19 protein-coding genes and 1 pseudogene are annotated in these 26,519 nt (G+C 36.4%); 11 read left to right on the top strand and 9 right to left on the bottom strand.

Features of this window, described 5'->3' with window-relative positions:
- Positions 1-108: 108 nt before the first annotated feature.
- A complete protein-coding gene (locus HYQ40_09265) occupies positions 109-1,437 on the top strand; it encodes a GerMN domain-containing protein (protein ID MBZ6527966.1) in 1,329 nt (442 codons plus the stop codon).
- Positions 1,438-1,500: 63 nt separating this feature from the next.
- Here the strand turns inward: HYQ40_09265 and HYQ40_09260 are convergent, their stop codons facing one another.
- Both HYQ40_09260 and treR read right to left on the bottom strand, forming a co-directional pair.
- Complete coding sequence (locus HYQ40_09260) at positions 1,501-2,766, bottom strand: serine hydrolase (protein MBZ6527965.1); 1,266 nt, start codon at positions 2,764-2,766, stop codon at positions 1,501-1,503.
- 36 nt (positions 2,767-2,802) lie between these two features.
- A complete protein-coding gene (gene treR / locus HYQ40_09255; GenBank protein MBZ6527964.1) occupies positions 2,803-3,528 on the bottom strand; it encodes a trehalose operon repressor in 726 nt (241 codons plus the stop codon).
- Between the two features lie 589 nt (positions 3,529-4,117).
- Between treR and mnmE the strand changes: the two genes are divergently transcribed.
- The 4 genes from mnmE (at position 4,118) to lepB (ending at position 8,585) form a co-directional block, all read left to right on the top strand.
- Positions 4,118-5,497, top strand: coding sequence for a tRNA uridine-5-carboxymethylaminomethyl(34) synthesis GTPase MnmE (gene mnmE / locus HYQ40_09250; protein MBZ6527963.1), 1,380 nt, complete (start codon positions 4,118-4,120; stop codon positions 5,495-5,497).
- A gap of 22 nt (positions 5,498-5,519) precedes the next feature.
- Positions 5,520-6,008 (top strand): 8-oxo-dGTP diphosphatase, encoded by a 489-nt coding sequence (locus tag HYQ40_09245; protein ID MBZ6527962.1) that lies wholly within the window; start codon positions 5,520-5,522, stop codon positions 6,006-6,008.
- Positions 6,009-6,021: 13 nt separating this feature from the next.
- On the top strand, positions 6,022-7,932 hold the full coding sequence (mnmG, locus tag HYQ40_09240; protein ID MBZ6527961.1) for a tRNA uridine-5-carboxymethylaminomethyl(34) synthesis enzyme MnmG: 1,911 nt from the start codon (positions 6,022-6,024) through the stop codon (positions 7,930-7,932).
- Between the two features lie 143 nt (positions 7,933-8,075).
- Positions 8,076-8,585 (top strand): signal peptidase I, encoded by a 510-nt coding sequence (gene lepB / locus HYQ40_09235; GenBank protein MBZ6527960.1) that lies wholly within the window; start codon positions 8,076-8,078, stop codon positions 8,583-8,585.
- Between the two features lie 90 nt (positions 8,586-8,675).
- Here lepB and HYQ40_09230 read toward each other — a convergent pair whose 3' ends face one another.
- The 4 genes from HYQ40_09230 to HYQ40_09215 form a co-directional block, all read right to left on the bottom strand.
- Positions 8,676-9,626, bottom strand: coding sequence for a LysR family transcriptional regulator (locus HYQ40_09230; protein MBZ6527959.1), 951 nt, complete (start codon positions 9,624-9,626; stop codon positions 8,676-8,678).
- A 299-nt stretch (positions 9,627-9,925) separates the two neighbouring features.
- Positions 9,926-11,728 (bottom strand): hypothetical protein, encoded by a 1,803-nt coding sequence (locus tag HYQ40_09225; GenBank protein ID MBZ6527958.1) that lies wholly within the window; start codon positions 11,726-11,728, stop codon positions 9,926-9,928.
- 106 nt (positions 11,729-11,834) lie between these two features.
- Entirely contained in the window at positions 11,835-13,286 is a 1,452-nt protein-coding gene (locus tag HYQ40_09220; protein ID MBZ6527957.1) for an ABC transporter permease, read from the bottom strand.
- Positions 13,287-13,310: 24 nt separating this feature from the next.
- Entirely contained in the window at positions 13,311-14,711 is a 1,401-nt protein-coding gene (locus tag HYQ40_09215) for an ABC transporter permease (protein MBZ6527956.1), read from the bottom strand.
- A gap of 246 nt (positions 14,712-14,957) precedes the next feature.
- On the opposite strand from HYQ40_09215, the gene HYQ40_09210 reads away from it, so the two are divergent.
- From HYQ40_09210 to HYQ40_09200, 3 genes are all read left to right on the top strand, one after another.
- Positions 14,958-16,661: an ABC transporter ATP-binding protein gene (locus HYQ40_09210; GenBank protein MBZ6527955.1), complete on the top strand. Its 1,704-nt coding sequence runs from the start codon at positions 14,958-14,960 to the stop codon at positions 16,659-16,661.
- 113 nt (positions 16,662-16,774) lie between these two features.
- A complete protein-coding gene (locus HYQ40_09205) occupies positions 16,775-17,326 on the top strand; it encodes a hypothetical protein (GenBank protein ID MBZ6527954.1) in 552 nt (183 codons plus the stop codon).
- Between the two features lie 109 nt (positions 17,327-17,435).
- Positions 17,436-18,128, top strand: coding sequence for a DNA alkylation repair protein (locus tag HYQ40_09200; GenBank protein MBZ6527953.1), 693 nt, complete (start codon positions 17,436-17,438; stop codon positions 18,126-18,128).
- A gap of 40 nt (positions 18,129-18,168) precedes the next feature.
- Here the strand turns inward: HYQ40_09200 and HYQ40_09195 are convergent, their stop codons facing one another.
- Both HYQ40_09195 and HYQ40_09190 read right to left on the bottom strand, forming a co-directional pair.
- A complete protein-coding gene (locus HYQ40_09195; protein MBZ6527952.1) occupies positions 18,169-18,915 on the bottom strand; it encodes an NAD(P)-dependent oxidoreductase in 747 nt (248 codons plus the stop codon).
- A gap of 276 nt (positions 18,916-19,191) precedes the next feature.
- Positions 19,192-20,298: an IS4 family transposase gene (locus HYQ40_09190; GenBank protein ID MBZ6527951.1), complete on the bottom strand. Its 1,107-nt coding sequence runs from the start codon at positions 20,296-20,298 to the stop codon at positions 19,192-19,194.
- 641 nt (positions 20,299-20,939) lie between these two features.
- Here HYQ40_09190 and HYQ40_09185 point away from each other — a divergent pair.
- Entirely contained in the window at positions 20,940-23,123 is a 2,184-nt protein-coding gene (locus tag HYQ40_09185; protein MBZ6527950.1) for a PTS transporter subunit EIIC, read from the top strand.
- Between the two features lie 14 nt (positions 23,124-23,137).
- Positions 23,138-23,977, top strand: a complete 840-nt coding sequence (locus tag HYQ40_09180; GenBank protein MBZ6527949.1) for an endonuclease/exonuclease/phosphatase family protein — start codon at positions 23,138-23,140, stop codon at positions 23,975-23,977.
- Between the two features lie 346 nt (positions 23,978-24,323).
- Here the strand turns inward: HYQ40_09180 and HYQ40_09175 are convergent.
- Positions 24,324-25,430 (bottom strand): annotated as a pseudogene (locus HYQ40_09175) (IS4 family transposase).
- 247 nt (positions 25,431-25,677) lie between these two features.
- On the opposite strand from HYQ40_09175, the gene HYQ40_09170 reads away from it, so the two are divergent.
- Positions 25,678-26,490 (top strand): aminoglycoside 3'-phosphotransferase, encoded by an 813-nt coding sequence (locus HYQ40_09170; protein ID MBZ6527948.1) that lies wholly within the window; start codon positions 25,678-25,680, stop codon positions 26,488-26,490.
- The last annotated feature ends 29 nt before the right edge of the window (positions 26,491-26,519 follow it).

The following is a 26,519-nucleotide window of genomic DNA, read 5'->3' as shown; positions in this document are numbered from 1 at the left end:
ATACTTGCTACTATAAAATTATCCGTTAAATTCCTTACATTCCCTACTCAATGAAGCAGACTATGCTATAATGAAATTACTATTTTGAGGAGACGAATGTGAATATATATGAAATTAAAACAACTTATTTTAAGCTCAATCGCTTTCTTACTCGTCGGATGTGCGAGTGAACCTATGATCAACTTAAGCGAAGAAAACCAAAGTATTATTGAAGAGAAACGACAAAACCAAGATGGCGATCAGACTGAAGGCGCTACAGAATCAACTGAAGGAGAAGTAGGGGAATCTGTTGCTAATGAAGAGGATACTGCGACTGAAGACACCAATATATTAACAACTTTTGATACGAGTGAATGGGTACCACTAGAAGAAACTGTTCAATTGAATCTAACGGATTACTTACCTAATGTAATGTATCAAATCAAACAATATAGTAATGGAGCAACTTCTCGCGTTGATTACCCGAACTACCTTGATGACGCATTAAGTATGATGCAAGTTGAAGCGCGTGTTGATAACGAAACACCTCTTGTTAGTATTTATAGCTGGGATGATTCACAAATAACGCGATTGTTAAAAAGTACAGAAATCAATCCATATGCAAGTCATTTGACAGAAATTAATAGTCAATCCATGCAAGATACGGAACTATTATTACAGTCTCCACTTCAAATAGGGACAAGCTGGCAACGTGATGATGAGACAACCAGTGCGATTACGGCTATCTTTAGCCAAGCGATTTTCCCAGCTGGTGAATTAGAGAACGTCATCGAAGTGACATCAACACATCAAGCAGGCGAACTTAAAGAGTATTATGCTCAAGGTGAAGGGCTTGTCGCGACGGTTGAAATTGACGAGACAGGTGCCATAACGCAAGTGTGGCAGATTCAAGCTATCTATCATGAGAACCGAATAATCAATACGATTGAAGTCATGGTGCCGACTACTGACGAAGCGTTGGTTGAAGCGAGTGAAGCTTCATTCGCATGGCAAACTAATGGAGATTTTGCGAGCGCATTTGATAGTGTGTTCAAAGAGATGGGTATTTTAGATGATACAATCACAGTTCAATCTGTGAGTATTGATCAAGGAGTTGTCATCATTGACTTCTCACCAGGCGTTGTGGCGGTTCTTAACAGTCATGAAACTTCGGAGCAAGCAGTGATTGCTTCAATTATAACGACACTTGGGAATTTCTTTAATACTGATCAAGTACGTTTAACGGTAAACAATAGTGGTATGTTACCAGATACACTTGAATATCCTACCAATGGAATTTATCAAGTTAGTACAATAACAGAGCCTTTAGAAGAGGTTGTTGAATCAACCGAATCTATTGAGACAAGTGAATCAGGTGCAAATGCATCTTCAATAGATGAATCAGCTACAACAGGTGAGACACAAAGTGCAGGAACTACAGCAAACTCAATTCAATAATTGAATTAAGTATTTAAAAAAAAAGCGGAAATGAGACAACGTTGTCTCATTTCCGCTTTTTTTTTATAGATATTGTGATCTAAACCATTGGTTTACACGTAAGTTCATCACTTCTAAAAATTGATCCGCATTACTGACATCATCAGTAAGTATGACTAATGCATATTGTGGCTGGTTATTTTCATAATATATACCACTATCATTCACTGAACGCTCATAGCGACCAAACTTATTGGCCATCATGTCGTTATTAACATAAGCCGTGAATAATTGCGTAGGACTTGTCTCAAGCATCAAATTAATCAGCCCATTATATGTATCATCTTGGGCTATCTTAATTAATACTTGTTCCATGATATAAGCTGAACTGACATTGCTGGATAAGTAAGCCTCAGGCTTATCATCAATATTAGCAAAGTCTAGAATGTCTTCTCGGAAATTACCAAATTCTTTGTCATATTCTGTTTTTAATATATTCATTGCTGTATTATCTGAATTCGTGATCGCTTCAGTAATTAGTTCTTCGATGGTGTAACGACTCTCTAAGGGCCCATTGGTAATATTTCCAGCACCTCGCTCAAATAGCGCTTCACGGTACTCAAGTTCCGTATTTAAATTATGGATATCTGCTTCAATTAAATCTATATACAAAGCAGCAAGAGGCACTTTTGTAATACTGGCAGCAGTAATCAATTCATTTTGATTAAGGTAATAATGTTCTTCATTATGGAAGTCATAATACGCTAAGCTAATCTCAGATGAATTAACATTAAATTCAGCGAGTGTCTGATCAATCACATCTGCCATATTGTTGTAATCATCAAGTTCTAAGGGTTCGATACCGTTTTCTGCCATCAAATCAACTTGATAAATATCATCAAAGGCAAGGGCAATATCTAAATAGTTATCTTGAGTTTCATCATCCTGGCTTGGATCATCGGAACTACTTACCGATGATTCACTAGAAACTTGCTCAGATTCGCTAGTTTCTTCCACCTCACTTGAAGCCTGTTCAGAATCACTGGTTTCTTCAGTCTCACTACTTTGATTTGGTACAACAGCTATCCGTTCGTTTTGATTGGTCGTATCTACATCTGCACTCGATTCGAGATCAATCATCGAAATCGATACTTCTTCCGAACTTGATTCCACGCTTTCTTCAGAGCTAACGTCATCGTCTTCATCCGAACTTATATTTGATGTCAATGTTTCTGTTGTGGGAATTTCATTCGTTTCCCCGTCACTTACGTAATTAAGGTACATAACGAAAGTAACTCCCAGTACAATGATCACAAGTAAGCCCCATCGTAAGTTTTGATTTTTAAACATTAATTAACTCCTTTTAAGCAATATGATAATAATTAATCATTGATTTATGAAACGATTATGACGTGGTGCGAATTCTTGGAAACGAAAACGATCGATACGATGATGCGAAATGGTATATTGAAAGAAAGTTGCGTCTTTCAAAAATACTTGGCTTCTGACTGTAATCGTATATTCTTCTGGTTTAAGCTTTAAGAACTCTATATCTAAAGCATCCGCAGGCTCGCCGATAAACTCTTTTGATGCAAATCCGATGTTTAATCCCAGCTCACCTTCAATATATTGGTAGATTGAATCTTCAGCAAACTCATTTGGGATTTCGCGCACAACACTTCGACGTATATAATCTTCATCAATAATAACAACTTCCCCATCTATCGAACGCGTTCGAATCAGATGAATGAAAGTCTCCTTTGTACTCATCTTCACATCTTTCATTATAAAGTCTGGTACTGAGACAATATCATTTTTTATGACTTGAGTGGTGCTTGAAAAATTATTTTCCTCGCTTAATTCTTTATAACTTACTAAACCACTGATAGGTAAAGCGAAACGGCGATAGTCTAAAACAATGGAACCGTGACCTTGTTTTTTAAAGATATATCCACTATCTGATAACATCCGTTGCGCTTTACGAATAGTTTCACGAGAAACATTGTATTCGGTCGCCAACGAAATTTCACCTGGAAGGAGTGAACCTACCGGATAAATGTTTTCTTTAATTTTCTTTTCAATATCTAAGTATATATATTCAAACTTATTCATAAAACTCACCTCTTCTCTATTCATCCTTATTCTATCACGCTATTGATAGGAAGGTAAATGATATTCAGCTGAGAGATAGGTAAGACTTTATGAAAATCAATAATGAAAATTGACATTTTCTACGTATCTCTATATTGGAGGTGTATTATGGAATATTTAACACTAAAAATCTTTATCCACTTAATAGAAAAGTATCATCGGAACTTATTGTTATCAAACGAAGACCAGATTACTTTATCGGTGAAAAAGGTGCGCTTGCTGAAGTTATTTTAGAAATCACTCTATAGAAAGTGGCTAACACACAGTAGTCACCGAGGTGTCTACTATCATAATTTTAGTTTGCCATATAAAAAATCAAACATAATGATTAAAATGATGCCAGCTGGAGGAATATAAAACTATTCATCTATTTTCACTTTATCCATTCAAAACTATTTGCAATATTCAAATGAATCTTGTATAATGCTTAAGAAATTGAATGTAGTAGCAGTCAAAGTGCTTACGAACCGTATATTAACATGGACAAATCATGCATATAGGGGGAGTTTAGGCATTTTTTTTGTGAGCATAATTAGAAAGGAGTTATTCAATGTATACAACAGATACAATTGCAGCAATCGCGACAGCACTAGGTGAAAGTGCTATTGGGATTGTCAGATTAAGTGGAGATGAAGCAGTCGAAATTGCTAATAAAATCTTCAAAGGTAAGAATTTAACTAAAGTTGATTCGCATACAATAAACTACGGACACATCATAGATCCTCAGACAAATAAAATCATCGATGAAGTCATGGTGAGTGTATTAAAGGCGCCAAGGTCTTACACGACAGAAGACAGCGTTGAGATAAACTCACATGGTGGGATTATGGCAATCCAAAGAGTACTTGAAGCTGTTCTAGCAAATGGTGCAAGACTCGCAGAACCAGGAGAGTTTTCAAAACGTGCTTTCCTCAATGGAAGAATTGACTTATCACAAGCCGAAGCTGTTATGGATTTAATCCAAGCGAAAACAGATAAAGCAATGGATGCGTCGATGAACCAATTACAAGGAAGTTTATCAACGAAAATCCGTTCATTACGCCAAGACATGTTGAATACACTAGCGCAAGTCGAAGTAACAATTGATTATCCAGAATATGATGATGTTGAAGAAATGTCGTTGAAACAATTAAACGAAACAGCACAACATGTTAAAGAACAAATTCAAAAAATATTACATCAAGCTCAACATGGACGCTTGTTCCGAGACGGGATAAACACAGCGATTATTGGACGACCGAACGTCGGTAAATCAAGTTTACTCAACCGTTTAACAGGGTTAGAAAAAGCAATCGTAACCGATATTGAAGGAACAACACGTGATACGATTGAAGAATATGTTAACGTTCGCGGTGTACCACTGCGCTTGATTGATACAGCCGGGATTCGTCAAACTGATGAAGTTGTTGAACGAATTGGTGTCGAACGTAGCCGTAAAGTTATGGAAGAAGCAGATCTTGTTATCTTAATCTTGAACCAAGCTCAATCATTACAACCTGTTGACATTGAACTCCTTGACTTAACTAAGGATCAAAACCGTATCATCTTACTTAACAAGCAAGATTTGGATCCAGTATTAACTCACGAAAACTTAGCACCTTACATTCAAAATGCCGATCTTATAGCGACATCGATGCTTGAGGAATCAGGAATCGATGAGTTAGAAGCACAAATTGAACAGCGTTTCTTTAGTGGTGAGATTAAATCAGGTGATGTGAATTACCTACTAAATACACGACATACTGAACTACTTCGCCAAGCAATCAGCTCACTTGATGAAGTACTTGATTCCACAGACATGATGTTACCAGTTGATTTAATTCAAATGGACTTTACACGAGCGTGGGATTTACTTGGTGAAATTACTGGCGATTCAGTTCAAGACGAATTATTAACTAAATTATTCAGTCAATTCTGTTTAGGTAAGTAAACATAGAGAGGACAACGATATCATGACCAAACTATCAACAATTTGTTACATTGATAATGGATCAGACATCTTATTACTGCATCGAAATAAGAAACCCAATGACATCCATGAAGGAAAATGGATTAGTGTCGGGGGCAAATTCGAAGCAGGTGAAACACCTGAGGAATGTGCGATCCGTGAGATTAAAGAAGAGACAGGATTAACAGCAACGAAGCTTGATTTAAGAGGCTTTCTTACGTTTCCGGATTTCAAACACGATGGGGAAGATTGGTATAGTTTTGTCTATGTCGTTACAGAATTCGAAGGTGAATTACTTGAAGAGTGTGATGAAGGAACCCTGGAATGGGTACCTTATGACAAAGTAATGTCAAAACCAACGTGGGAAGGCGATTATATCTATTTAGATTGGTTAGTCAAACACACACCTTATTTTTCAGCGAAATTTACTTATGATACAAACGGAGAATTGGTAGACCATACAGTCGAATTTAAAGAAGAGAAGAATCATTAGAAAGGAGTTATTTATGCAAATTTATGAAGCAGGACAATACGATGTTATCGTTGTTGGAGCAGGACATGCCGGATCAGAGGCAGCTTTAGCAGCAGCACGTATGGGAAGTAAAACCTTATTATTAACATTAAACTTAGAAATGATTGCATTTATGCCATGTAACCCATCAATTGGTGGGCCAGCCAAAGGGGTCGTTGTTCGAGAGATTGATGCTTTAGGTGGCGAGATGGGTCGAAATATCGATAAAACTTACATTCAAATGCGTCTATTAAACACAAGTAAAGGACCAGCTGTTCAAGCTTTACGCGCGCAAGCAGACAAAGAAACATATGCTAAAAGTATTCGTGAAGTACTTGAAGAAACTGAAAATTTAACTTTACAACAAGGAATGGTTAATGAGTTATTTGTAGAAGATGGGCAAGTTAAAGGTGTTATCACAAACTCAGGTGCGAAATATTTAGCTAATGCAGTTGTTTTAACAGCTGGAACATCATCGAGAGGTAAGATTATCATTGGTGATTTAAACTATTCATCTGGACCAAATAATACATTACCATCAATTAAACTATCAGAAAACTTACTTGAATTAGGTGTAGAATTAGCACGATTCAAAACGGGAACACCACCACGTATTCATGCAGATTCAGTCAACTTTGAAGAAACTGAAGAACAACCTGGAGATACAATGCCGAATCACTTTTCATTCCTAACACCGGATGAAGATTTTAAAGAAGAAAGTGTTTCATGCTGGCTAACGCACACAAACGCTCAAACACATGAAATTATTCAAGCAAACTTACACCGTGCCCCAATGTTTAGTGGTATGGTTGAAGGTGTTGGAGCGCGTTACTGTCCTTCGATCGAAGATAAAATCGTTCGATTCAGTGATAAACCACGCCACCAAATCTTTATTGAACCAGAAGGCGCTAATACGAAAGAAATGTACGTTCAAGGACTTTCAACATCATTGCCGGAAGAAGTACAAGTTGAGATGTTACGTACTGTAAAAGGTATGGAAAATGCTAAATTAATGCGTCCAGGCTATGCAATTGAGTATGATGTTGTCGTTCCGCATCAATTAGACTTAACGCTTGAAGTAAAATCATTACCTGGTTTATTTACAGCGGGTCAAATGAACGGAACAAGTGGTTACGAAGAAGCCGCAGGGCAAGGTATTATTGCTGGAATTAACGCAGCTCTTAAAGTTCAAGGAAAAGAACCACTAATCTTAAAACGTAACGAAGCTTATATCGGTGTGATGATTGATGACTTGGTGACTAAAGGAACGACTGAACCGTATCGTTTACTTACGTCACGTGCAGAGTACCGCTTATTATTACGTCATGATAATGCGGACATGCGTCTAACTGAAATTGGCCACGAGATTGGTTTAGTCGACGAAGAACATTACGATCGATTCAAAGAAAAACAAGAACTCGTTGAATTAGAGTTAAAGCGCCTAAGTAAAGTGCGTTTGACACCTAATACAGATGGATTAGATGAGTTATTCGAACGTGTCGGATCAACGCCATTAAAAGATGGTATCTTAGCAAGTGATTTACTTAAACGACCTGAGATTCGTTACCACGACTTAATAACGTTGGTTCCACGTGAAGAAGGACCACTTAGCCGTCAAGTTGGTGAACAAGTAGAAATTCAAATTAAATACGAAGGCTACATCAATAAAGCGGTACGTAAAGTAGACAAAATGCGATCAATGGAAGAGAAACAAATTCCAGAAAATATTGATTGGGACGCGATTGGTAACCTTGCAACAGAAGCTAGAGACCGATTAAAATTAATTAACCCGTCTACATTAGGACAAGCAAGCCGTGTAAGTGGTGTAAACCCAGCGGATATTGCTATTCTGTCTGTATATATTCAACAAGGGAAAATTAAACGCGTTGGCGAACAAACTGCATAGAGATAAACGAAATACACCGACCTTTAGGGGACGGTGTATTTTTTAAGAAAACTTTAGCTTTAAGTGGAATGGTTGTTAAGTCATTTTATGAAATGTATACTATCTATACTATATATATGCGCTAGGAGATTGTCATGAATACAATAAAAAGTTTTTTAAAAGAAAATGGTTTGTTCTTATTAGTTATTATTGGGATGGTTCTACTGAGACTATTTGTTTTTACTCCCTTTAAAGTTGATGGACCTTCTATGGATTATACCTTGGATCATGAAGATCGTTTGATAGGGGCGAATATCTTTGATATTGACCGCTTTGATATTGTAATCCTCGATTCGCCTACGGAAGAAGGCAAGCAATATATCAAGCGTGTAATTGGTTTACCAGGAGATACGATATCATCCCAAGATGATATTATCTATATTAATGGTGATTCACTGGAAGAGACATATTTATCGGAAGAAACACTACAAAATAATACTGGTACAGTAGATTTTGAACCACTTACAATTCCTGACGGCGAGTACTTTGTAATGGGAGATAATCGAAATCATTCATTCGATAGTACAGAGTTTGGTCCAATCCTAGGAGAATCCATTAATGCGGAGATATTATTCAGATTTTGGCCACTAAATAGTTTTGGAACACTTGAATAAACTGATTAAAACAATTAACCACCTTCACCAGACGTGTTTAAACTGTCTAATGAAGGTGGTTAATTGTTGTTTTGTATAGATTCTAACTGATCAAATCGAGTAAATGTCCGGAGAGTGAACACTATGTAGGTTCTCGACACGGTCACATAACGATTCTTCAGCGAGTTTAAGATAAGTTTGTGCATTTTGTGATAACTCTTGGTTCTTAGGAGCAATCCAACAAATATGATGACTTTCAGAACTTTCCAGTGGGATAGAAGTGACATAAGAATCTGTAATTCGATTGGTCATAATACCAGAACCGGTTAAGTAAGCATTTGAGCCAGTGATGATATTGATTGCACTCATTCGGTCACTTACCACAACTTTTCGATTATTCGCTTGGACTTCAAGTGGATGTTCTGTTAAAAAGTCGTTTTGGTTTTCAGTTTGTTCGAATGTAATCGCAGGAAAATCCATTAAATCTTTATGTTTGATACTTTTAAATTCTGTTAATGGATGATCCTTTCGGATAAAGACGTGAGGCTGGAATTCCCACATTACATGGAATTGCAAATTTTCTTGTTCGAATAGACGTGTCAGCATCCGGCGGTTAAATTCACTTAAGTAGACAAAACCAATTTCACTTATATTTTGTGAGACATTTTTAATCACTGTGTAAGTGTCAACTTCAAAGAAGCGATAAACAAAGCGTTCACTAGGCTTATTATTAATAAACTTACTGAATGCTTCAGAAGCAAAATCATAATGCTGACTGGAAACGGAGAAGAATTGTCGTTCTGATCCGTTATTAACAAATAAATCTCGCATCACATCTAATTGACTTAATACTTGTCGAGCTTGTGTGATGAATTCATGTCCTTCATGCGTTGTTGTCATTCCACTGCTTGAACGAGTGAATAATTTCTGACCGACTTCAGATTCTAATTCTTTAAGCGAGACAGAAATCGTTGAGGGGGAGACAAATAATAATTCAGCGGCTCGGTTAATCGATCCGGTTTTTTCAATATAGTCTAAGTACTTCAATTGCTGTATATTCAATTCATCCGATCCTTTCTGAACGTTAGTATACCTTTGGTAAGTTGGTTATATATAATACGAAAAAAACACTCAGTGATTGATATAATACCGCACTTTGGAGTAAATGTTAAATGAGTTTATGAAAAATTGGATAAATAGTGAGAAATGAGCTGTTATAAACAAAACAAGCATTCGCAAGAAATGACGAATGCGTGATTAGTCTCAAACGAGCACTCGTACAAATTTCGAATAAACATTTATTTATTAAAAACCCCCGATTATTGCATATTTGCAATAATCGGGGGTTCATTTGTTATTTTCTATTCAGCTACTGAATTTAAGTAGTTAGTTCTAAATTCTTCAACTTTTGCTGGGTCTGCTACTAAAGTATTTCCAGTTTCAACTAACGGTGAGACAGTTGAGTAAGCTGGTAATTTAAGTCCTTGATATGCTGCGTTCATTTCTTCTTGATTAATTGAATATAGAATCGCTTTTCTTAAGTCTGAACTGTCACTTACAGGTCTTCCAGGTGTATTCACGTTGAATAACATGTAACTTACAGCGTTACTTGGAATTGATTGTAAGGCTAAGCTAGGTTCATTCTCAACAATTGGATAATCTACTTCACCTAATCCGTAGTATAAATCTACTTCACCGGCACGTAATGCAGATAGAGCACTACTTGAATCAGCGATGAATCGAACCGTCACTTGTTCAATATTTGCATCCGCTTCTGTATCAGGACGGTAAGCTGGGTTCTTTACAAAGTTAGCTTGGTAGTCATTTTTATCAACCATAATGTACGGACCACTTGCCCATAAGTGGTTATCATATGTTCCATCTTCTGTAACAGCACGTTGGTCTCCATAAGCGATATCTGAATTAACATCATAGGATTCGACATTGTAAGTATTAATTGCTTGAACCTGTTGCTCAGATACGATACCAGCGGATTGGTGTCCTAAGTAATTTAATACTTGAGGGAAAGGCTGAGTTGTCGTCAATTTAACAACTTGGTATTGACCTGATGCATTGTCGACTTCGTCTTCTGAAGCGACAACAGAAGCAATCGGTTGGTCTAAGCCTTCTTCTAAAGCTTCTTTAACTGATAAATCACTACCAGAAACAACTGCCTCTTCTAATTCAGCCATATCTTCAACAACCGTTACTTCACTAATATGCTCATGTAGACTGTAAGTACGGTGGTCAGGTACTGAATTAGGATCTTTAGCACGGTTTAATGAGAAGATAACATCTTCAGCTGACACTAAATCACCAGTATCAACAGCAGCACCATCTTCGATTTGAGAAAAGTTGATATCATCACGTAAGATGAAGTAATACTCAGAATTACCATCGGCAATCGCATGATTATAACTTAATGAATTCTCTGAAGTAATTTGGTCATCATCCGTTAGGTTGATTAAACGCACATACATATTCGTATTCAATTGGTTGATACTTCCGTCGTTCCCTTTAATTGGGTCTAATGAAGTCAATTGTGATGATGCTTGTGTTAAAAGTAGTGGACGTTCAGCATGTTGACTGTCATCAACATAAGAAACGGGTTCCCAAGCAAATGCACGAGACTTAGATAGACGAATTGAATCCGGGTTTAAAACTTCTTGGTTAAAAGCTTGTGCTTTTAATGATGTATATAAAGGAACAATATAAGCATTTTCAGTGACTAATTGATTTTCGAATTCTGTATAAGTTTCAACATACTCTTCGGGTGTTTGTGTTGCAGCTAATTCAATTAGTTCGTCTACTTCAGGGTTACTCATAATACTGTTGTCACCATCTGTAATAAATAGTGAACGAACGGCATAGTCAGGATTCCCTGTTACAGTTGTCCAGCTTGAGATAGCTAAGTCATAGTTACCAGCTTCTTTTTGAGCGTTGTAACTAGCATAATCAGGTTGTAGACTTGTCTCCACTTGGAAACCAGCACGCGTTAATTGATCACGTACGATATTGACATCTTGCTCTGATGAGGACTGAGCTAAGATTGTTACTGGAATTGCTTGTTGTGCGTTAACTGTTTGAACAGTTGTTGCTGCTGGAACAATGACTCCTGCTAGTAATGAACTAGCTAATAATACTTTACTTAAAAATTTCTTCATGTTAAATCTCCTTTTATTTGGGTTTGAATTTGATATTTTCATACAACAATCTTCATCTGTATTCATCGATAAACGTCACCTACTTTCGTTGTGAAATGCTTACGTGTTATTGAGTCATCTTAGGATCTAAAGCGTCACGTAAGCCGTCGCCTAAGAAGTTAAATGATAAAACTAATGCAATAATCGCTAGACCAGGGTAAATAGCTAAGTAAGGTTGTGTCTCTAAGTAATCACTACCAATACGCAAGATATTACCCCATTCAGGAATATGACTCTCGACACCTAGACCTAAGTAACTCAAACTACTCGTCGAGATAACTGCTGTTGCAACTGTTAGCGATGACCGAATAATCATCGGTGCGCTCGCATTCGGGATAACATGTTTAAGAATAATTTTTACATCATTCACACCAACGGCATGAGCTGCTTCAACATATTCTAGTTGTTTAACTTGTAGAACATTGGCACGCATTGTTCTGGCGTATCCTGGAATGCCACCAATACTTAGAGCTAAGATTAAGTTCTGAGTAGATGTACCAAAGGCTGTCACGATTGTAATCGCCAGTAAAATACCTGGAATAGCATAAAGAACATCAAGTAACCGCATAATTGTCTGATCAACGCGGTGTGAGTAATAGCCTGAGACTGCTCCAAGAAATCCACCGATTAATAATGGGGATAGGGTTGCAAGCACACCTACTAGTAAGGAGATTCGACCTCCAAAGACCATGCGTGAAAAGACGTCGCGGCCAAAATTATCCGTACCTAAAGGATACGTCATACTTGGTGACTGTAAGATGGCTGTATAATTATTTTCAACTGCATAACTATACTCGAAAGTTAAATAGCTTGTGATTGCCATGGCTAGTATGAATGTGATGACATAAAGTCCAAACACCGCAACCTCATGTCGCGCGATATTAGCAAAAATACTACGTCGTCTCTCATACGATTCACTCGTATTCTCACGCCAAAGTAACCAGGCGGCGATGAGACTGAGTAAGTTACCGCTCAAAGCTGTCAAAACGAGTAAGACTAAAACAAAATAAAGTGGTCCATTAGATAAGTTCGTTAAACGAGAACTAAACAATACAAGCGACCAATGGATAATAAGGCTCACACCAAGCAAGACAAGCCCTAGTATAAAAGTTGGGCTGACCGTTGGTTTAAAGAAGTTTAAACTTGTTGTTACAATAAGAGTTAAATCAACAAGAACAGCAAATATTAAATAAATCTGATACGATGCGATTTTCTTTAAAATTAGAAACATTCCACTAATAAAATTGAAGGGATTACCTAATAAAACAGAAAGCATCAATACATATCCAAACCAGCTATGGTAAGGATAAGCCAATTGGTTATGCTGAATTTGACGTGAGACAAAATAGCTCACTAAACTTAAAAGAACGTGAACAAGCGTGAATCCAATACTTAATGAACTCCAATTTGTTCCTAGTCTTAAGTAATTAATTAAAATAATCGCAATAGTAAAAATGAGCGATAATGATGAAGCAAAACGTAAATAGCGTTTCACAACGGATGAATATGATGGAATCAAGGTTAAACTCCTTTCTATCTATCGTTAATTTTTTAAGGTTGTTCGAATACGTGGATCAAGGATGGCATAAAGCAAGTCAACGACTAAGTTTACTAAAGAAACGATAATCGCTATATAGATGACCCCGCCTAAGACAGCTGGAATATCGGGTACAAATTGCTTTTCGACAATATAACTACCGACACCATTAATATTGAAAACTTGTTCGGTAACGGCTGAACCACCTAACATCCCACCGAATTGTAATCCAACAACAGTCACTACAGGAATCAAAGCGTTAGGAATAATATGACGCCATACGATACGCCAATTAGACATACCTTTTGACCGAGCAGTTAATAAGTAATCTTCATGAATAACTTCCAACGTCGATGCCCGCGTCATTCGCGCGACAGAAGCAGCTAAACTTGTACCTAAGACCACCGCTGGCATAAGTAATGACCAAGGGTTCTCTGGATTAAATGTTGCTGGTAACCACCTGTTACGAATCGAAAAGTTTAAAATAAAGATTAATCCTAACCAGAAAGTTGGAATGGATAAACCAATTAATGCAAGAAACATAAAGAACTGATCAAATAATGAATTCACTTTAACTGCTGCATAAATACCTGCAGGAATTGCTATAGCTAAAGAAATAGCTAGAGAGAAGAAAGTGACTTGCAGTGTAATAGGGAAACGGCGTAGCAATGCGTCTACCACCAATTCATTCCCCACATAAGTAAATCCAAGATCAAATGTAACGATACCTTTTAGCGTTCTAAAGAGCTGTACCCAATAGGAATCATCTAAACCATGAAGTACATTGAAATTCTGAATTTGTTCAGGGGTGGCTTGTACACCTAAGATGTTTTGAGCAGGGTCTGATGGTGAAAAATGCAATAACGTAAATACAATCCAAGTTACACCAAAGATAACGAAGACCATCAAGAATAACCTTTCAACAATGTACCTTAAGATTGGCATACGATAGACAATCATTAAAATATACATGGGCCAAGCTAGAATAATACTCGTTATAAACCCAACAGGTGTCATAGTCCAATCCGCGAAAATATCAGAAAGGTGAATCCTCTCTGACATATCATTGTTTTCAATAATTAATGATTGAACATAATGATTTAACCGTTGATTAACTCGTTTTTCGGTCTGTTCAGCGCTAACACTTTGCTTGAAGTAGGCTTGTTTATTTTGTTCTTCTTCTATTAGTTTCTGTCTTAACACTGTTTTTTCATCATCAGAGATTCGTTCAGCGGCTGGTTGAGATTTATATTTTGTGAAGCGTATGAGTTGAATCACGAAGAATATAATATGTAAGGGTAAACCAAGTACCCAAAGAGCTATTTTATAAGTCCATTGACGTTGCATTTGTTGATAGATTAAAGACCATCCTTTAGTTAAGGAACTATTTTGTTGAATGTGTTCCAAAAATCTCACCTCCTAAGTAAAAATTAACTTATCGAATACATGCATAAATTGTACCCATGAATTCATACTCATTTATTATAACGTTTCCACCTCAAAACGAGGTATGCGGATTTTCGAAGGCTAGCATTCGGATTTTTGAATGACGGTTGTCTAATCTACTCGCCTTTTTCAGATAGTTGCTATGTTATAATAATCGCTGTGTATTAACAGATATCAACGTATATAAAGAAGTATAGGAGTGAGTAAATGTCTGATATTTTAAAGGTCAACCAATTAGGGTTAAGTTTTGAGAGCGAAGACCAACAGCAAGAAGTATTAAATAATATCTCCTTTTCAGTAGAAGAAGGTGAAATTGTTGGAATTATAGGCGAGTCAGGTAGTGGGAAAAGTATGACGGCCCGTTCAATTACCCAACTATTACCCGATAATGCCATTATTCATTCTGATAGTGAGATTGAATTCAAAGGGCACAAACTCCTAGATATTAAACCAAAAGCCTTACGTAAAATATTGGGTGAAGATATTGGAATGATTTTCCAAGATCCATTAAGTTCATTGAACCCAACAATGACTGTTGGTGATCAAGTGGTTGAAGTGATTCGATTACATCAACGTATGAGTAAAAAACAAGCTAAGGCAAGAACAGTTGAATTGATGACCTCAATTGGAATTAAAGATGCTGATATGAGGTTTAGTCATTACCCGCATGAGTTCTCTGGGGGAATGCGTCAAAGAATTATGATTGCTATTGCCTTAGCAGCTAATCCAAGTTTACTTATTGCAGATGAGCCAACGACAGCATTAGATGTTACGATTCAAGCTCAAATTCTATCCCTTATAAAGCAATTACAAAAAGATTTAAACTTATCTGTCTTACTGATTACTCACGACTTTGGTGTGGTTGCTCAAATTTGTACACGAGTTATCGTCATGCAAGAAGGTAAAATTGTTGAACAAGGACCGATTGATGAGATATTTGCTAACCCTCAACATCCTTATACAAGATTACTACTTGAAGCTGTACCAAGAATTGAAGAAGAGAAAATCACTCAAGAAAAAGCGCAAGTTCAACCGCTAATCTCAGTAGAGCAACTAGAACAAGTCTTCGATATTGGCAAAGGGAAGCAGCTTAAAGCAGTTAATCAGGTTAATTTAGATATTTATAAAGGGGAAACCTTAGGACTTGTAGGTGAATCTGGTTCGGGAAAATCAACTTTAGGGCGCGCTATCCTTCAATTGTATAAACCAACGAGCGGACGTATTATGTTCCAAGGCTTTGATTTGCATCAATTGACTAAATCAGAGATGTTAAAAGTCCGAAAAGATATGCAGATTATCTTCCAAGACCCTTATGCTTCATTAAATCCTCGTATGAAGATTGAAGATATTATCGGAGAGGCACTCGACACGCATCAATTAGTGAAGAATGCGAAAGAACGTCGGGCGCGAGTTGAAGAATTGCTAAGTTTAGTTGAATTAGACCCAAGTTTTGCCTCACGTTTCCCCCATGAGTTCTCTGGTGGACAACGTCAACGTATAGGAATTGCACGTGCGTTAGCCGTTGAACCTGATTTTATTGTTGCGGATGAGCCTTTATCTGCCTTGGATGTTTCGATTCAAAAGCAAATTATTGAACTCTTAAAGAAACTGCAAGATAAACTAGGGTTAACGTATCTATTCATTGCTCATGATTTGGCAGTCGTGAAACAAATTAGTGACCGAGTAGCAGTCATGCAACAAGGACAAATTGTAGAAGTAGCAGAAACGAACGAATTATACTCGAATCCACTACACCCCTACACACAACAATTACTCCAAGCTGTTCCAAGCTTAGATGCACAGATGAAGTCGAAGGTGATAGACTCTAATCCGCTAAAAGCGTGGCAACCAAATAAAGAAGTTGTAACATTAAAAGAAGTCACTTCCGGACACTATGTAGCTAACTATTAACATATGGCATCCTTACTTATGAAGTAGGGATGTTTTTTATTAGGTGAATTAAACATAATCAGGTAGGATTAAGTCATAGAGACGTTGTTTAAAGTTAGAAAGGAGCTAAAGTTATGATTGAATTGTTGGAAGAGCTTGCTAGAGTAAATTACTCAGGTGCCCCTTTTCTGGTCGCTTATGGTATAACATGGTTAGTATGCGGAGTATTATGGCAAAAAATCAAATTAAACTATGCAGCCATTGCCACTCTGTTTCAGGGAATGGTTGCTTTACCAATCGCTTTACTCATTTTATATATTGTTGGAGCGTTTACCTTACGACCGGATACGGGCATTTTAAATTCATTAAGTATTATCATTGCGATGAGTCAATTGTTAGCAATACCATTGTTGATTGCTATGTTCCAAAGAGAGCACTATACTATCATTCCTTTTATATTTAGCATCGTAGGTGCGGTTCATTTTCTAATGTACGCTTGGCTTTATCAAGAAGTTGCTTATATTATTATGCCGATTGTTCTATCAGTATTATTAGCCGTTATTTATGGTAAAGGTAAAGACAATCAATTAATAATATCCGCTAAAAGTGCTGGGCTAGCTTGTTATGCGACTGGAGGACTCTTATTGATTAATGCATTATACTTACTATCAGGATACATCATTTAACTTGAGGAAGAGCAAGAAAGTGATGAGATGTGGATTTAAAAGAAAGTTCAAATCCATCCTCCAAGATTGAGAATATATCAAAAATTTGTTGAAAGGAGTACGAATCACAATGGATACTGAACAATTAATCACAGAGATGAAAGGCCACCGAACAGACGATGCCCAAGCAATGTCAGCGTACTTAAGAAATCAGTTTCCTTTTATAGGTCTTAAAAGCGTGGCACGTCGGAATATAATAAAGCCGTATTTCAAAGATGCTAAACAAGAAGCACGAGCACTGTCTAAAGTGAATCCAGATACACCTATTATCGATTGGAATTTCGTCCAAGAATGTTGGCAACAGGAGGAACGTGAATTCCAATATGTTGCCACTGACTATTTAAATGATATGCAAACGTATTTGAAAAAAGACGATATCAATCATTTGAAAAAACTTATTACAACAAAGTCCTGGTGGGATTCTGTGGATGCTTTAGTGAAAAGAGTGGGCTATCTTCAAACACAGTATCCAGAGTTAAAAGAAACAATCATTGAATGGAGTGTATCAGATGATTTATGGTTGCGACGCGTAGCGATTGTTCATCAATTAAGTATGAAGGAAGCAACCGATACTCAATTACTGACTCGAACGATTATGAATAATTTAGGAAGCGACGAATTCTTTGTTAATAAAGCCATTGGTTGGGCATTACGTGATTATGCGCGAATAAATGAAGAATGGGTCAAGAATTTTCTTAGGCAGTATCAGACTGAACTAGCTCCTTTATCAATTCGAGAAGCATCAAAACATATAAATATGTAGACAACAAAAGACGTAGATTTTCATCTACGTCTTTTGTTGATTAAAAAATATTCTTCTTCTCGAACGCATTATCTTGAGGGTCATAGCCCAAATTGACTTTTGCTTCTTCATTGGATAGACGAGTGAACGTATTATTAGAGACACCATTAACAATTAAGAAGGGTTCTTTTAATTCTGCTTCGATACAGCCATCTATAAGACGATTCATATCCTCTTTAGATAAGTACATCGCCATGCCGTACTCATCAACTTCTTCGTCTAATTCATCGTCGCTCACTTTATAATCTGCGATCCGAATCGCAATAGACTCAATGCCATTTGAATAAGCATGGTAAGCAGCTAACCCTTCTAAGTATGCTTTAGATACGCCGTATAAGTTAGCAGGACGGATTGGATCCGTGGTCTTGACTTCAACACCGTCTGGATAACCATCAACGATATGGATAGAACTAGCGACAATGATGCGCTTCAAGTCTTTCGCTTTAGTCGCTTCATTATATAAGTTATGTGGGATTTTGTAGTTTAAATCTAATAAACTGTCATAAAAATCAGCATCTTGGTCAGCTTCTCCAGCTAATTGAATGACATATTCGATGCCATCTAGTAAGCCGTTCCAATTGTCAGGATCAAGTAAATCGCGTTTAACAATGGTTGCTTTAGCTTGAATATCGTCAGGAAGGTCAGAAAAATCACGTCCGACTAAAGTAAGCGCGTGTTTAGTAATAAGATGCTTTGCTAATTCGACACCAATGGTACCTGTTGCTCCAGTTATGAGTATCTTTGCCATAGTATTGTCTCCTTTTATCATATTGTTCCTTAAGATTACGTTTATAGTGCAAAAAATACAATTAAAAACACTTGAGAAGAAAAGAATATTGTACAATTTGTTTCACTAGTGTTGCATAAAACTGAAAATCACTGTTACTTGTTTATTGTTAATTAAATCACATGTAGTTTTCGTTAAAAATTTCAAAAAAGTCAAATGCTGGCGCAGCGGATGACTTTTTCCAGAATTTTTTTGACTTATTTAGTTGTAGATAAATCGATTTGCGGCTTCTTTCACTTAGTCAGGTTCGAATATTTCCTTAAATAATTCGAACGATTCATACTGTAACGCTCGTAAATGCCTTAAAACGTGGAAAACTGTTTGTTTTAAGTCTAATTCAAGCTTGATGAGTAAGGTCAGTAAGTAGACAATCAGTGCCAGTATGACTTGATTTTCCACACCTTCTTCTGACTTTGAAAAGTAGTTTTTAATCGTCATGTGTTGCTTGATATGCTTGAAAAAGAGCTCGATTTGCCATCGTGATTGATACATTTTACTAATCTCTTCAGCTGATACATCCATGCGGTTGGTGATAATTCTTAAATTGGCTTGCTGCTTTCTTTCTATCGTCACAAGTCGAAAGAGACTCGTCAAGTAGACTTGACTGCCCAATTGAACCAACTGGTCACTGATAATACCCGTTCCTTTAGGAACGTCTAGATGGCCTTGCACATGTACCTTCGTATTCTTCTTAATCCGAGAAACGAAGAAATACCCATCCCAATGCATTTGATCGAATTGAGCGAAATCAAGATACCCACGATCAAAAACGTATGTAGCCAATGGCTCATTGATAAAGACCTCTAAGTGCTCATGATCATGTTCAGAAGCAGGAGATACTTCAAATTGTTCAGGGTGCACCCAACGTTCATTCATGAAGCAGACTTTTAAATGTAACTTTATGCTAGCTTTTGTCGGTCTAAAATGCGCCCATGGATAGGATTTCTTGCTAAATGAAAAGGTTGTGGAATCAATCAGATAGAGTTTTTCTTTCGACTTTACCTTCGTCTTTTTATGCACAAGAGAAAGTGAATGATTAAAAACCTCCAGTAATACACTTGGTTCAAGTGCCCGTAGGGCACGAGAAAGCTGAGAGTAACTGATAGAGTCTATCCCCATTACTTTTTTCAAATTCGGATTGACAAGTTGTTGGTCTAGGTGTCGTAAACTTTCGGTTTCATCGTTAATGGCATACAGAAAGAGCTTTATTGCTTTCTTAAATGTCAATTTCTTTGCATAACGATCAAATTGTTCGATGGCTTGACGAGAATCTAAGCTTAATTGTTCTAATTTAATATACGAAAACCATTTATTTATTGTCATTTTTGTTTTATACTTATCCATGCATAGATCCTTTGTATTGGTCTTGGATAAGTCATCCAAGTACTAGTATAAAGGATTTTTTTATGCCATGGAACAGGTTAATATTTTAATGCAACACTAGTGAAAAGATAGTTTCTTTATTAATTATACTGAGAAAGTATTTCTTAATGCACTGATTACGTCGCAGAATCTGAAAAAATATATTTAAAATAAATGCAACCGTTTGCGCTATTTTATAGGGTTTTAACTTACAAATACGAAAAATTGAAAGAGTATTTTTAAATTAACTTATTTTTTTAATAGAATATTTATGTAATTCATGTTATATTTCAAAGACATAAAGAGTGTTGCTAAACGTTTATAAGATGGCATCATTCTTTAAAACATTGTGGTTATACGGTAGAATAGAATTATTAATATCTTGAATAGATCTAAGAAGAACCCATCATTTATCTTACGCTATAAGTTTTATACATTACTACTAAAATGAACTATTTTATGAAAACGGTTGTCTAAAAAGTATAATAAATTGAAATCGTTTTTACTGTTTATAGTGTAGTAGTCATTATGATGGGAATAAATGAATAAGATGGAAGGTGACAATACCAGATTCACAATTTTTTTAGAAATATAAAAAATAAAAGAAGACAAGGAGAAGAAAGATGAAAAAAATATTTAATTTTGAATTTTGGCAAAAATTCGGGAAAGCCTTAATGGGCGTTATTGCTGTTATGCCAGCTGCAGGATTAATGATTAGTATTGGTGGATCACTTCCTCTAATTAATCCAGATATGCAAGCTTTGATTTCGATTGGTAGTGTGATTGAGAATATTGGTTGGGCAATTATTGGAAACTTACATATCTTATTTGCATTAGCAATCGGTGGAAGTTGGGCAAAAGATAGAGCTGGGGGTGCCTTTGCTGCCGGGATCAGTTTTATTCTAATTAACCGAATTACAGGAGCGATTTTTGGCGTAACCAGTGAAATGTTAGCTGACCCAAATGCAGTAACACAAACATTATTTGGAGCAGAAATACCAATTGATGGTTATTTTGTTAGTATTTTAGAGGCACCAGCTTTAAATATGGGGGTTTTCGTCGGTATTATTGCGGGATTTATGGGAGCGGTTGCTTACAATAAATATTATAATTTTAGAAAACTACCCGATGCCTTATCCTTCTTTAACGGAAAACGATTTGTACCATTTGTTGTTATCTTATGGTCTTTAATTGCTTCAATTGTATTAGCGATTGTTTGGCCATTTATTCAAAGTGGTATTAATAGTTTCGGTGTATGGATTGCTGGATCACAAGAATCAGCTCCAGTCTTAGCTCCATTCTTATTTGGTACATTAGAGCGTCTATTATTACCATTTGGTTTACACCACATGTTAACTATTCCAATTAACTACACACCTCTTGGAGGAACCTATGAAGTATTAACTGGTGCACAGCAGGGTGCTATGGTATTCGGTCAAGACCCGCTATGGTTAGCATGGGTAAGAGATTTAATTAACTTAGATGCTGCTGGTGATACAGCAACTTATCAAGCATTATTAAATAATGTAGTCCCTGCTCGTTTTAAAGTCGGACAAATGATTGGATCATCAGGTATCTTAATGGGTCTATCTTATGCCATGTATAAAAATGTCGATAAAGACAAACGAAAAACACATAAATCAATGTATGTATCAGCTGCTTTAGCTGTATTTTTAACAGGTGTTACAGAACCACTTGAGTTTATGTTTATGTTCGCAGCTATGCCTTTGTATATCGTTTATGCGGTAATCCAAGGAGCAGCATTTGCGATGGCTGATATCGTAAACTTACGTGTTCACTCGTTTGGTAATATTGAATTGCTTACACGTACGCCATTAGCGATTCGTGCGGGACTAGGTATGGACTTAATTAACTTTGTTTGGGTAACCCTTCTATTCGGAATATTGACTTACTTTATTGCAAACTTCTTAATTAAGAAATTCAATTATGCAACACCAGGACGTAATGGAAATTACGAAGGTGGAGAAGTAGCATCTGAAAATGGAGAGCCTGTAGATGCTACACAACAAGTGTATGATATTATTCACTTATTAGGTGGTAAAGAAAACATTGCAGATGTAGATGCTTGTATGACTCGCTTACGTGTTTCTGTTAATGATATTGATTCTGTTGGAGACGAAAACGCTTGGAAAAAAGCAGGCGCAATGGGGCTTGTGAAGAAAAATAAAGGAGTTCAAGCAGTTTATGGACCGAAAGCAGATGTCTTAAAATCTGATATTATGGATGTATTGAGCTCTAATGCACCTATTCCAGAATCTAAACTTGATGAAACACCTGAAATGGATGAAAAGGAAGTAGTGGCTACAGATTCAAAAGGACTCGCAACAGCAATTTTCCCTGTAGCAAAAGGTGACGTGCTTCCGATTACTGAAGTAAATGATGAAGTATTTGCTCAGAAAATGATGGGTGACGGCTATGCAGTGAACCCTTCATCAAATACAGTCGTCTCTCCAGTAGATGGTACAATTCAAAGTGTCTTCCCAACCAAACATGCAATTGGTATTGAAACAGCAAGTGGAATTGAAGTACTTATTCATTTAGGAATAGATACAGTTGAATTAGAAGGTGAAGGTTTTGAAATCTTTGTTGAAGAAGGTCAAGAAGTCATTGCAGGAGATAAAATAGCTGAAATGGACTTGGCTTCGATTAAAAAAGCAGAAAAAGATACCACTATCATGGTTGTTTTTACGAACTTGACAGAAAATCAAGACTTTGAGTTCATTCAAACGAATGATATCTCCGAAGATACAGAGATTGGTCGAGTGAATGAAAGAAACATTGGTTAGAATGGAGAAATAAATTGAACGTTTTAACACTGAATACGCATTCATGGATGGAAGAGGATCCAGAATTAAAATTAAGACAAATCGTTGATTATATTGCCAAAGAAGATTTTCAAATTATCGCTCTTCAGGAAATTAATCAAACGATGGAAGCGAAAGAAATTGTGGACGATTTATTTATCCAAGCTTCTGGAGAAATGTATCCTGTTGCTATAAAGGAAGATAACTTTGCATATCTCATCGTTCAGTTGCTAAAAGAGCGTGGACTTCATTACTATTGGAGTTGGACAGCCAATCATATTGGCTATGATGTGTACGATGAAGGTGTGGCTATTTTATCCAAAACACCTTTCAGTCCAGAAAGTTTCTTAGTGTCTGAAATATCGGATTATGCGAATCTCTACACCAGAAGAGTTCTAAAAGGTAATGTAAGCCTTGAAGGTAAAGAATGGGTAGTCTTTTCATGCCACTACTCTTGGTGGTTAGATCCATCAGGTGATCATTTATTCAAGTATGAATGGGATAATACGCTTCCTCATATTGAAAAAGAGAGTCAGAAGATTCATCTTTTTATGGGTGATTTTAATAACGAGGCGAGGCTTAGAGATGAAGGTTATGACTATATAAAAACGACGGCTCCTCAATTAAAAGATGCCTATGTTCAGGCAGAAGAAAAGATTGGATCTGCAACCGTTTTGAGTGCTATTGACGGATGGGAAGGCCATACGGATGAAAAAAGAATCGATTATATCTTTACGGATTACCCGGGAGAAGTTAAAAATTGCCGAGTTGTTTTTGATGGCAAAAAAGAACCCGTCGTGAGCGATCACTTTGGAGTAGCAGTTGAATTTAATTAAGTGTAATGAAGAAACCCGCCAGCAAATTTCTGCTAGCGGGTTTTTGAGTATCTATTAACTTCACTAATTATTAAATATCTAGCCAGGCACCTATAAAGAAAGTAAGGATAAGTGGGATTGGTATTAAAATTGAGTTATTAATTATAGTTAAAAAAGTTATTTATCATTTGTTTCACTAGTGTTGCATAAAACTGAAAATCACTGTTACTTGTTTATTGTTAATTAAATCACATGTAGTTTTCGTTAAAAATTTCAAAAAAGTCAAATGCTGGCGCAGCGGATGACTTTTTCCAGAATTTTTTTGACTTATTTAGTTGTAGATAAATCGATTTGCGGCTTCTTTCACTTAGTCAGGTTCGAATATTTCCTTAAATAATTCGAACGATTCATACTGTAACGCTCGTAAATGCCTTAAAACGTGGAAAACTGTTTGTTTTAAGTCTAATTCAAGCTTGATGAGTAAGGTCAGTAAGTAGACAATCAGTGCCAGTATGACTTGATTTTCCACACCTTCTTCTGACTTTGAAAAGTAGTTTTTAATCGTCATGTGTTGCTTGATATGCTTGAAAAAGAGCTCGATTTGCCATCGTGATTGATACATTTTACTAATCTCTTCAGCTGATACATCCATGCGGTTGGTGATAATTCTTAAATTGGCTTGCTGCTTTCTTTCTATCGTCACAAGTCGAAAGAGACTCGTCAAGTAGACTTGACTGCCCAATTGAACCAACTGGTCACTGATAATACCCGTTCCTTTAGGAACGTCTAGATGGCCTTGCACATGTACCTTCGTATTCTTCTTAATCCGAGAAACGAAGAAATACCCATCCCAATGCATTTGATCGAATTGAGCGAAATCAAGATACCCACGATCAAAAACGTATGTAGCCAATGGCTCATTGATAAAGACCTCTAAGTGCTCATGATCATGTTCAGAAGCAGGAGATACTTCAAATTGTTCAGGGTGCACCCAACGTTCATTCATGAAGCAGACTTTTAAATGTAACTTTATGCTAGCTTTTGTCGGTCTAAAATGCGCCCATGGATAGGATTTCTTGCTAAATGAAAAGGTTGTGGAATCAATCAGATAGAGTTTTTCTTTCGACTTTACCTTCGTCTTTTTATGCACAAGAGAAAGTAAATGATTAAAAACCTCCAGTAATACACTTGGTTCAAGTGCCCATAGGGCACGAGAAAGCTGAGAGTAACTGATAGAGTCTATCCCCATTACTTTTTTCAAATTCGGATTGACAAGTTGTTGGTCTAGGTGTCGTAAACTTTCGGTTTCATCGTTAATGGCATACAGAAAGAGCTTTATTACTTTCTTAAATGTCAATTTATTTGCATAACGATCAAATTGTTCGATGGCTTGACGAGAATCTAAGCTTAATTGTTCTAATTTAATATACGAAAACTATTTATTTATTGTCATTTTTGTTTTATACTTATCCATGCATAGATCCTTTGTATTGGTCTTGGATAAGTCATCCAAGTACTAGTATAAAGGATTTTTTTATGCCATGGAACAGGTTAATATTTTAATGCAACACTAGTGAATTTGTTTATAAAAAAGTAATGAAAGATTCGAATCCATTTGCAAAATGACTTTCATGGTGTAAAATCAAGAGTAATACAAAATGATATCGCTTTCCTATTACATGTATATAATAGAGTATTGAATAGAATTGAGGAGTGATGAGATGAATCTAGTAATACCCAAAGAAATCCGAAAATATATTGATAACCAGAATTTTCAAATTGATTTGATAGGTAAATCGAAGGCAAAGAAAATGATTTTAGATGATTGCGTTCTTAAGATAGAATCATCTTCTGATGAAGTTAAAAACGAAGTGCTAATGCTTAATTGGTGGAATAATTATCATCTACCAGTACCTGAAATTTTAGAAAATATTCAAGTAGAAGGAATAAACTACTTATTAATGGAAAAATTAAAAGGAGATCCGTCATATGAAGTCATTGTCAGACGATCAACTGAGGATTTAATTGAGTTGTTAGCTGATAGTTTAAAGTTACTTTGGAAAGTGGATATAACACATTGCCCCAGTTCACAATTGTTAGAAGACAAGTTAGCAGCAGCAAAAGAGCGAGTAGAAAAGAACTTGGTTGATGTGAATGATGCTGAGGAAGGAACGTTTGGTGAAGATGGATTCAATAGCCCAGAGGCATTATGGGATTGGTTGGATAATAATCGTCCTGAAGAAGAGAAATTAGTATTGTCTCATGGAGATTTTAGTTTACCTAATCTAATTGCTAGTGGTTCCTACTTAACAGGCTTTATTGACCTTGGGCAAAGTGGTATATCAGATATCTACCAAGATATAGCTTTATGTTACCGAAGCTTATTGGATAATCTTCGTGGTAAATTCGGTGTACTAAGAACCTATACTGAATACGAAGTTGAAAATTACGGGAAGTTGTTCTTCCAAAAAATAGGGATAGAGCCTGATTGGGATAAGATTAAGTATTATATCTTGTTGGATGAGTTGTTTTAATTAAGTTTGATAATGATGAAAATTAGTAT

The sequence above is a fragment of the Aerococcaceae bacterium DSM 111021 genome, assembly GCA_020112395.1.
GTDB lineage: Bacteria > Bacillota > Bacilli > Lactobacillales > Aerococcaceae > Ruoffia.
This window is presented reverse-complemented; position numbering and strand designations above follow the sequence as displayed.

Bases quoted from the DNA above. Each gene is read 5' to 3' on its own strand.
- HYQ40_09260 (MBZ6527965.1), bottom strand. From the start codon at position 2,766: ATGTTTAAAAATCAAAACTTACGATGGGGCTTACTTGTGATCATTGTA.
- HYQ40_09210 (MBZ6527955.1), top strand. From the start codon at position 14,958: ATGTCTGATATTTTAAAGGTCAACCAATTAGGGTTAAGTTTTGAGAGC.
- HYQ40_09200 (MBZ6527953.1), top strand. From the start codon at position 17,436: ATGGATACTGAACAATTAATCACAGAGATGAAAGGCCACCGAACAGAC.
- HYQ40_09185 (MBZ6527950.1), top strand. From the start codon at position 20,940: ATGAAAAAAATATTTAATTTTGAATTTTGGCAAAAATTCGGGAAAGCC.
- HYQ40_09225 (MBZ6527958.1), bottom strand. From the start codon at position 11,728: ATGAAGAAATTTTTAAGTAAAGTATTATTAGCTAGTTCATTACTAGCA.
- mnmE (MBZ6527963.1), top strand. From the start codon at position 4,118: ATGTATACAACAGATACAATTGCAGCAATCGCGACAGCACTAGGTGAA.
- HYQ40_09205 (MBZ6527954.1), top strand. From the start codon at position 16,775: ATGATTGAATTGTTGGAAGAGCTTGCTAGAGTAAATTACTCAGGTGCC.
- HYQ40_09245 (MBZ6527962.1), top strand. From the start codon at position 5,520: ATGACCAAACTATCAACAATTTGTTACATTGATAATGGATCAGACATC.
- mnmG (MBZ6527961.1), top strand. From the start codon at position 6,022: ATGCAAATTTATGAAGCAGGACAATACGATGTTATCGTTGTTGGAGCA.
- HYQ40_09170 (MBZ6527948.1), top strand. From the start codon at position 25,678: ATGAATCTAGTAATACCCAAAGAAATCCGAAAATATATTGATAACCAG.
- HYQ40_09190 (MBZ6527951.1), bottom strand. From the start codon at position 20,298: ATGGATAAGTATAAAACAAAAATGACAATAAATAAATGGTTTTCGTAT.
- treR (MBZ6527964.1), bottom strand. From the start codon at position 3,528: ATGAATAAGTTTGAATATATATACTTAGATATTGAAAAGAAAATTAAA.
- HYQ40_09195 (MBZ6527952.1), bottom strand. From the start codon at position 18,915: ATGGCAAAGATACTCATAACTGGAGCAACAGGTACCATTGGTGTCGAA.
- HYQ40_09265 (MBZ6527966.1), top strand. From the start codon at position 109: ATGAAATTAAAACAACTTATTTTAAGCTCAATCGCTTTCTTACTCGTC.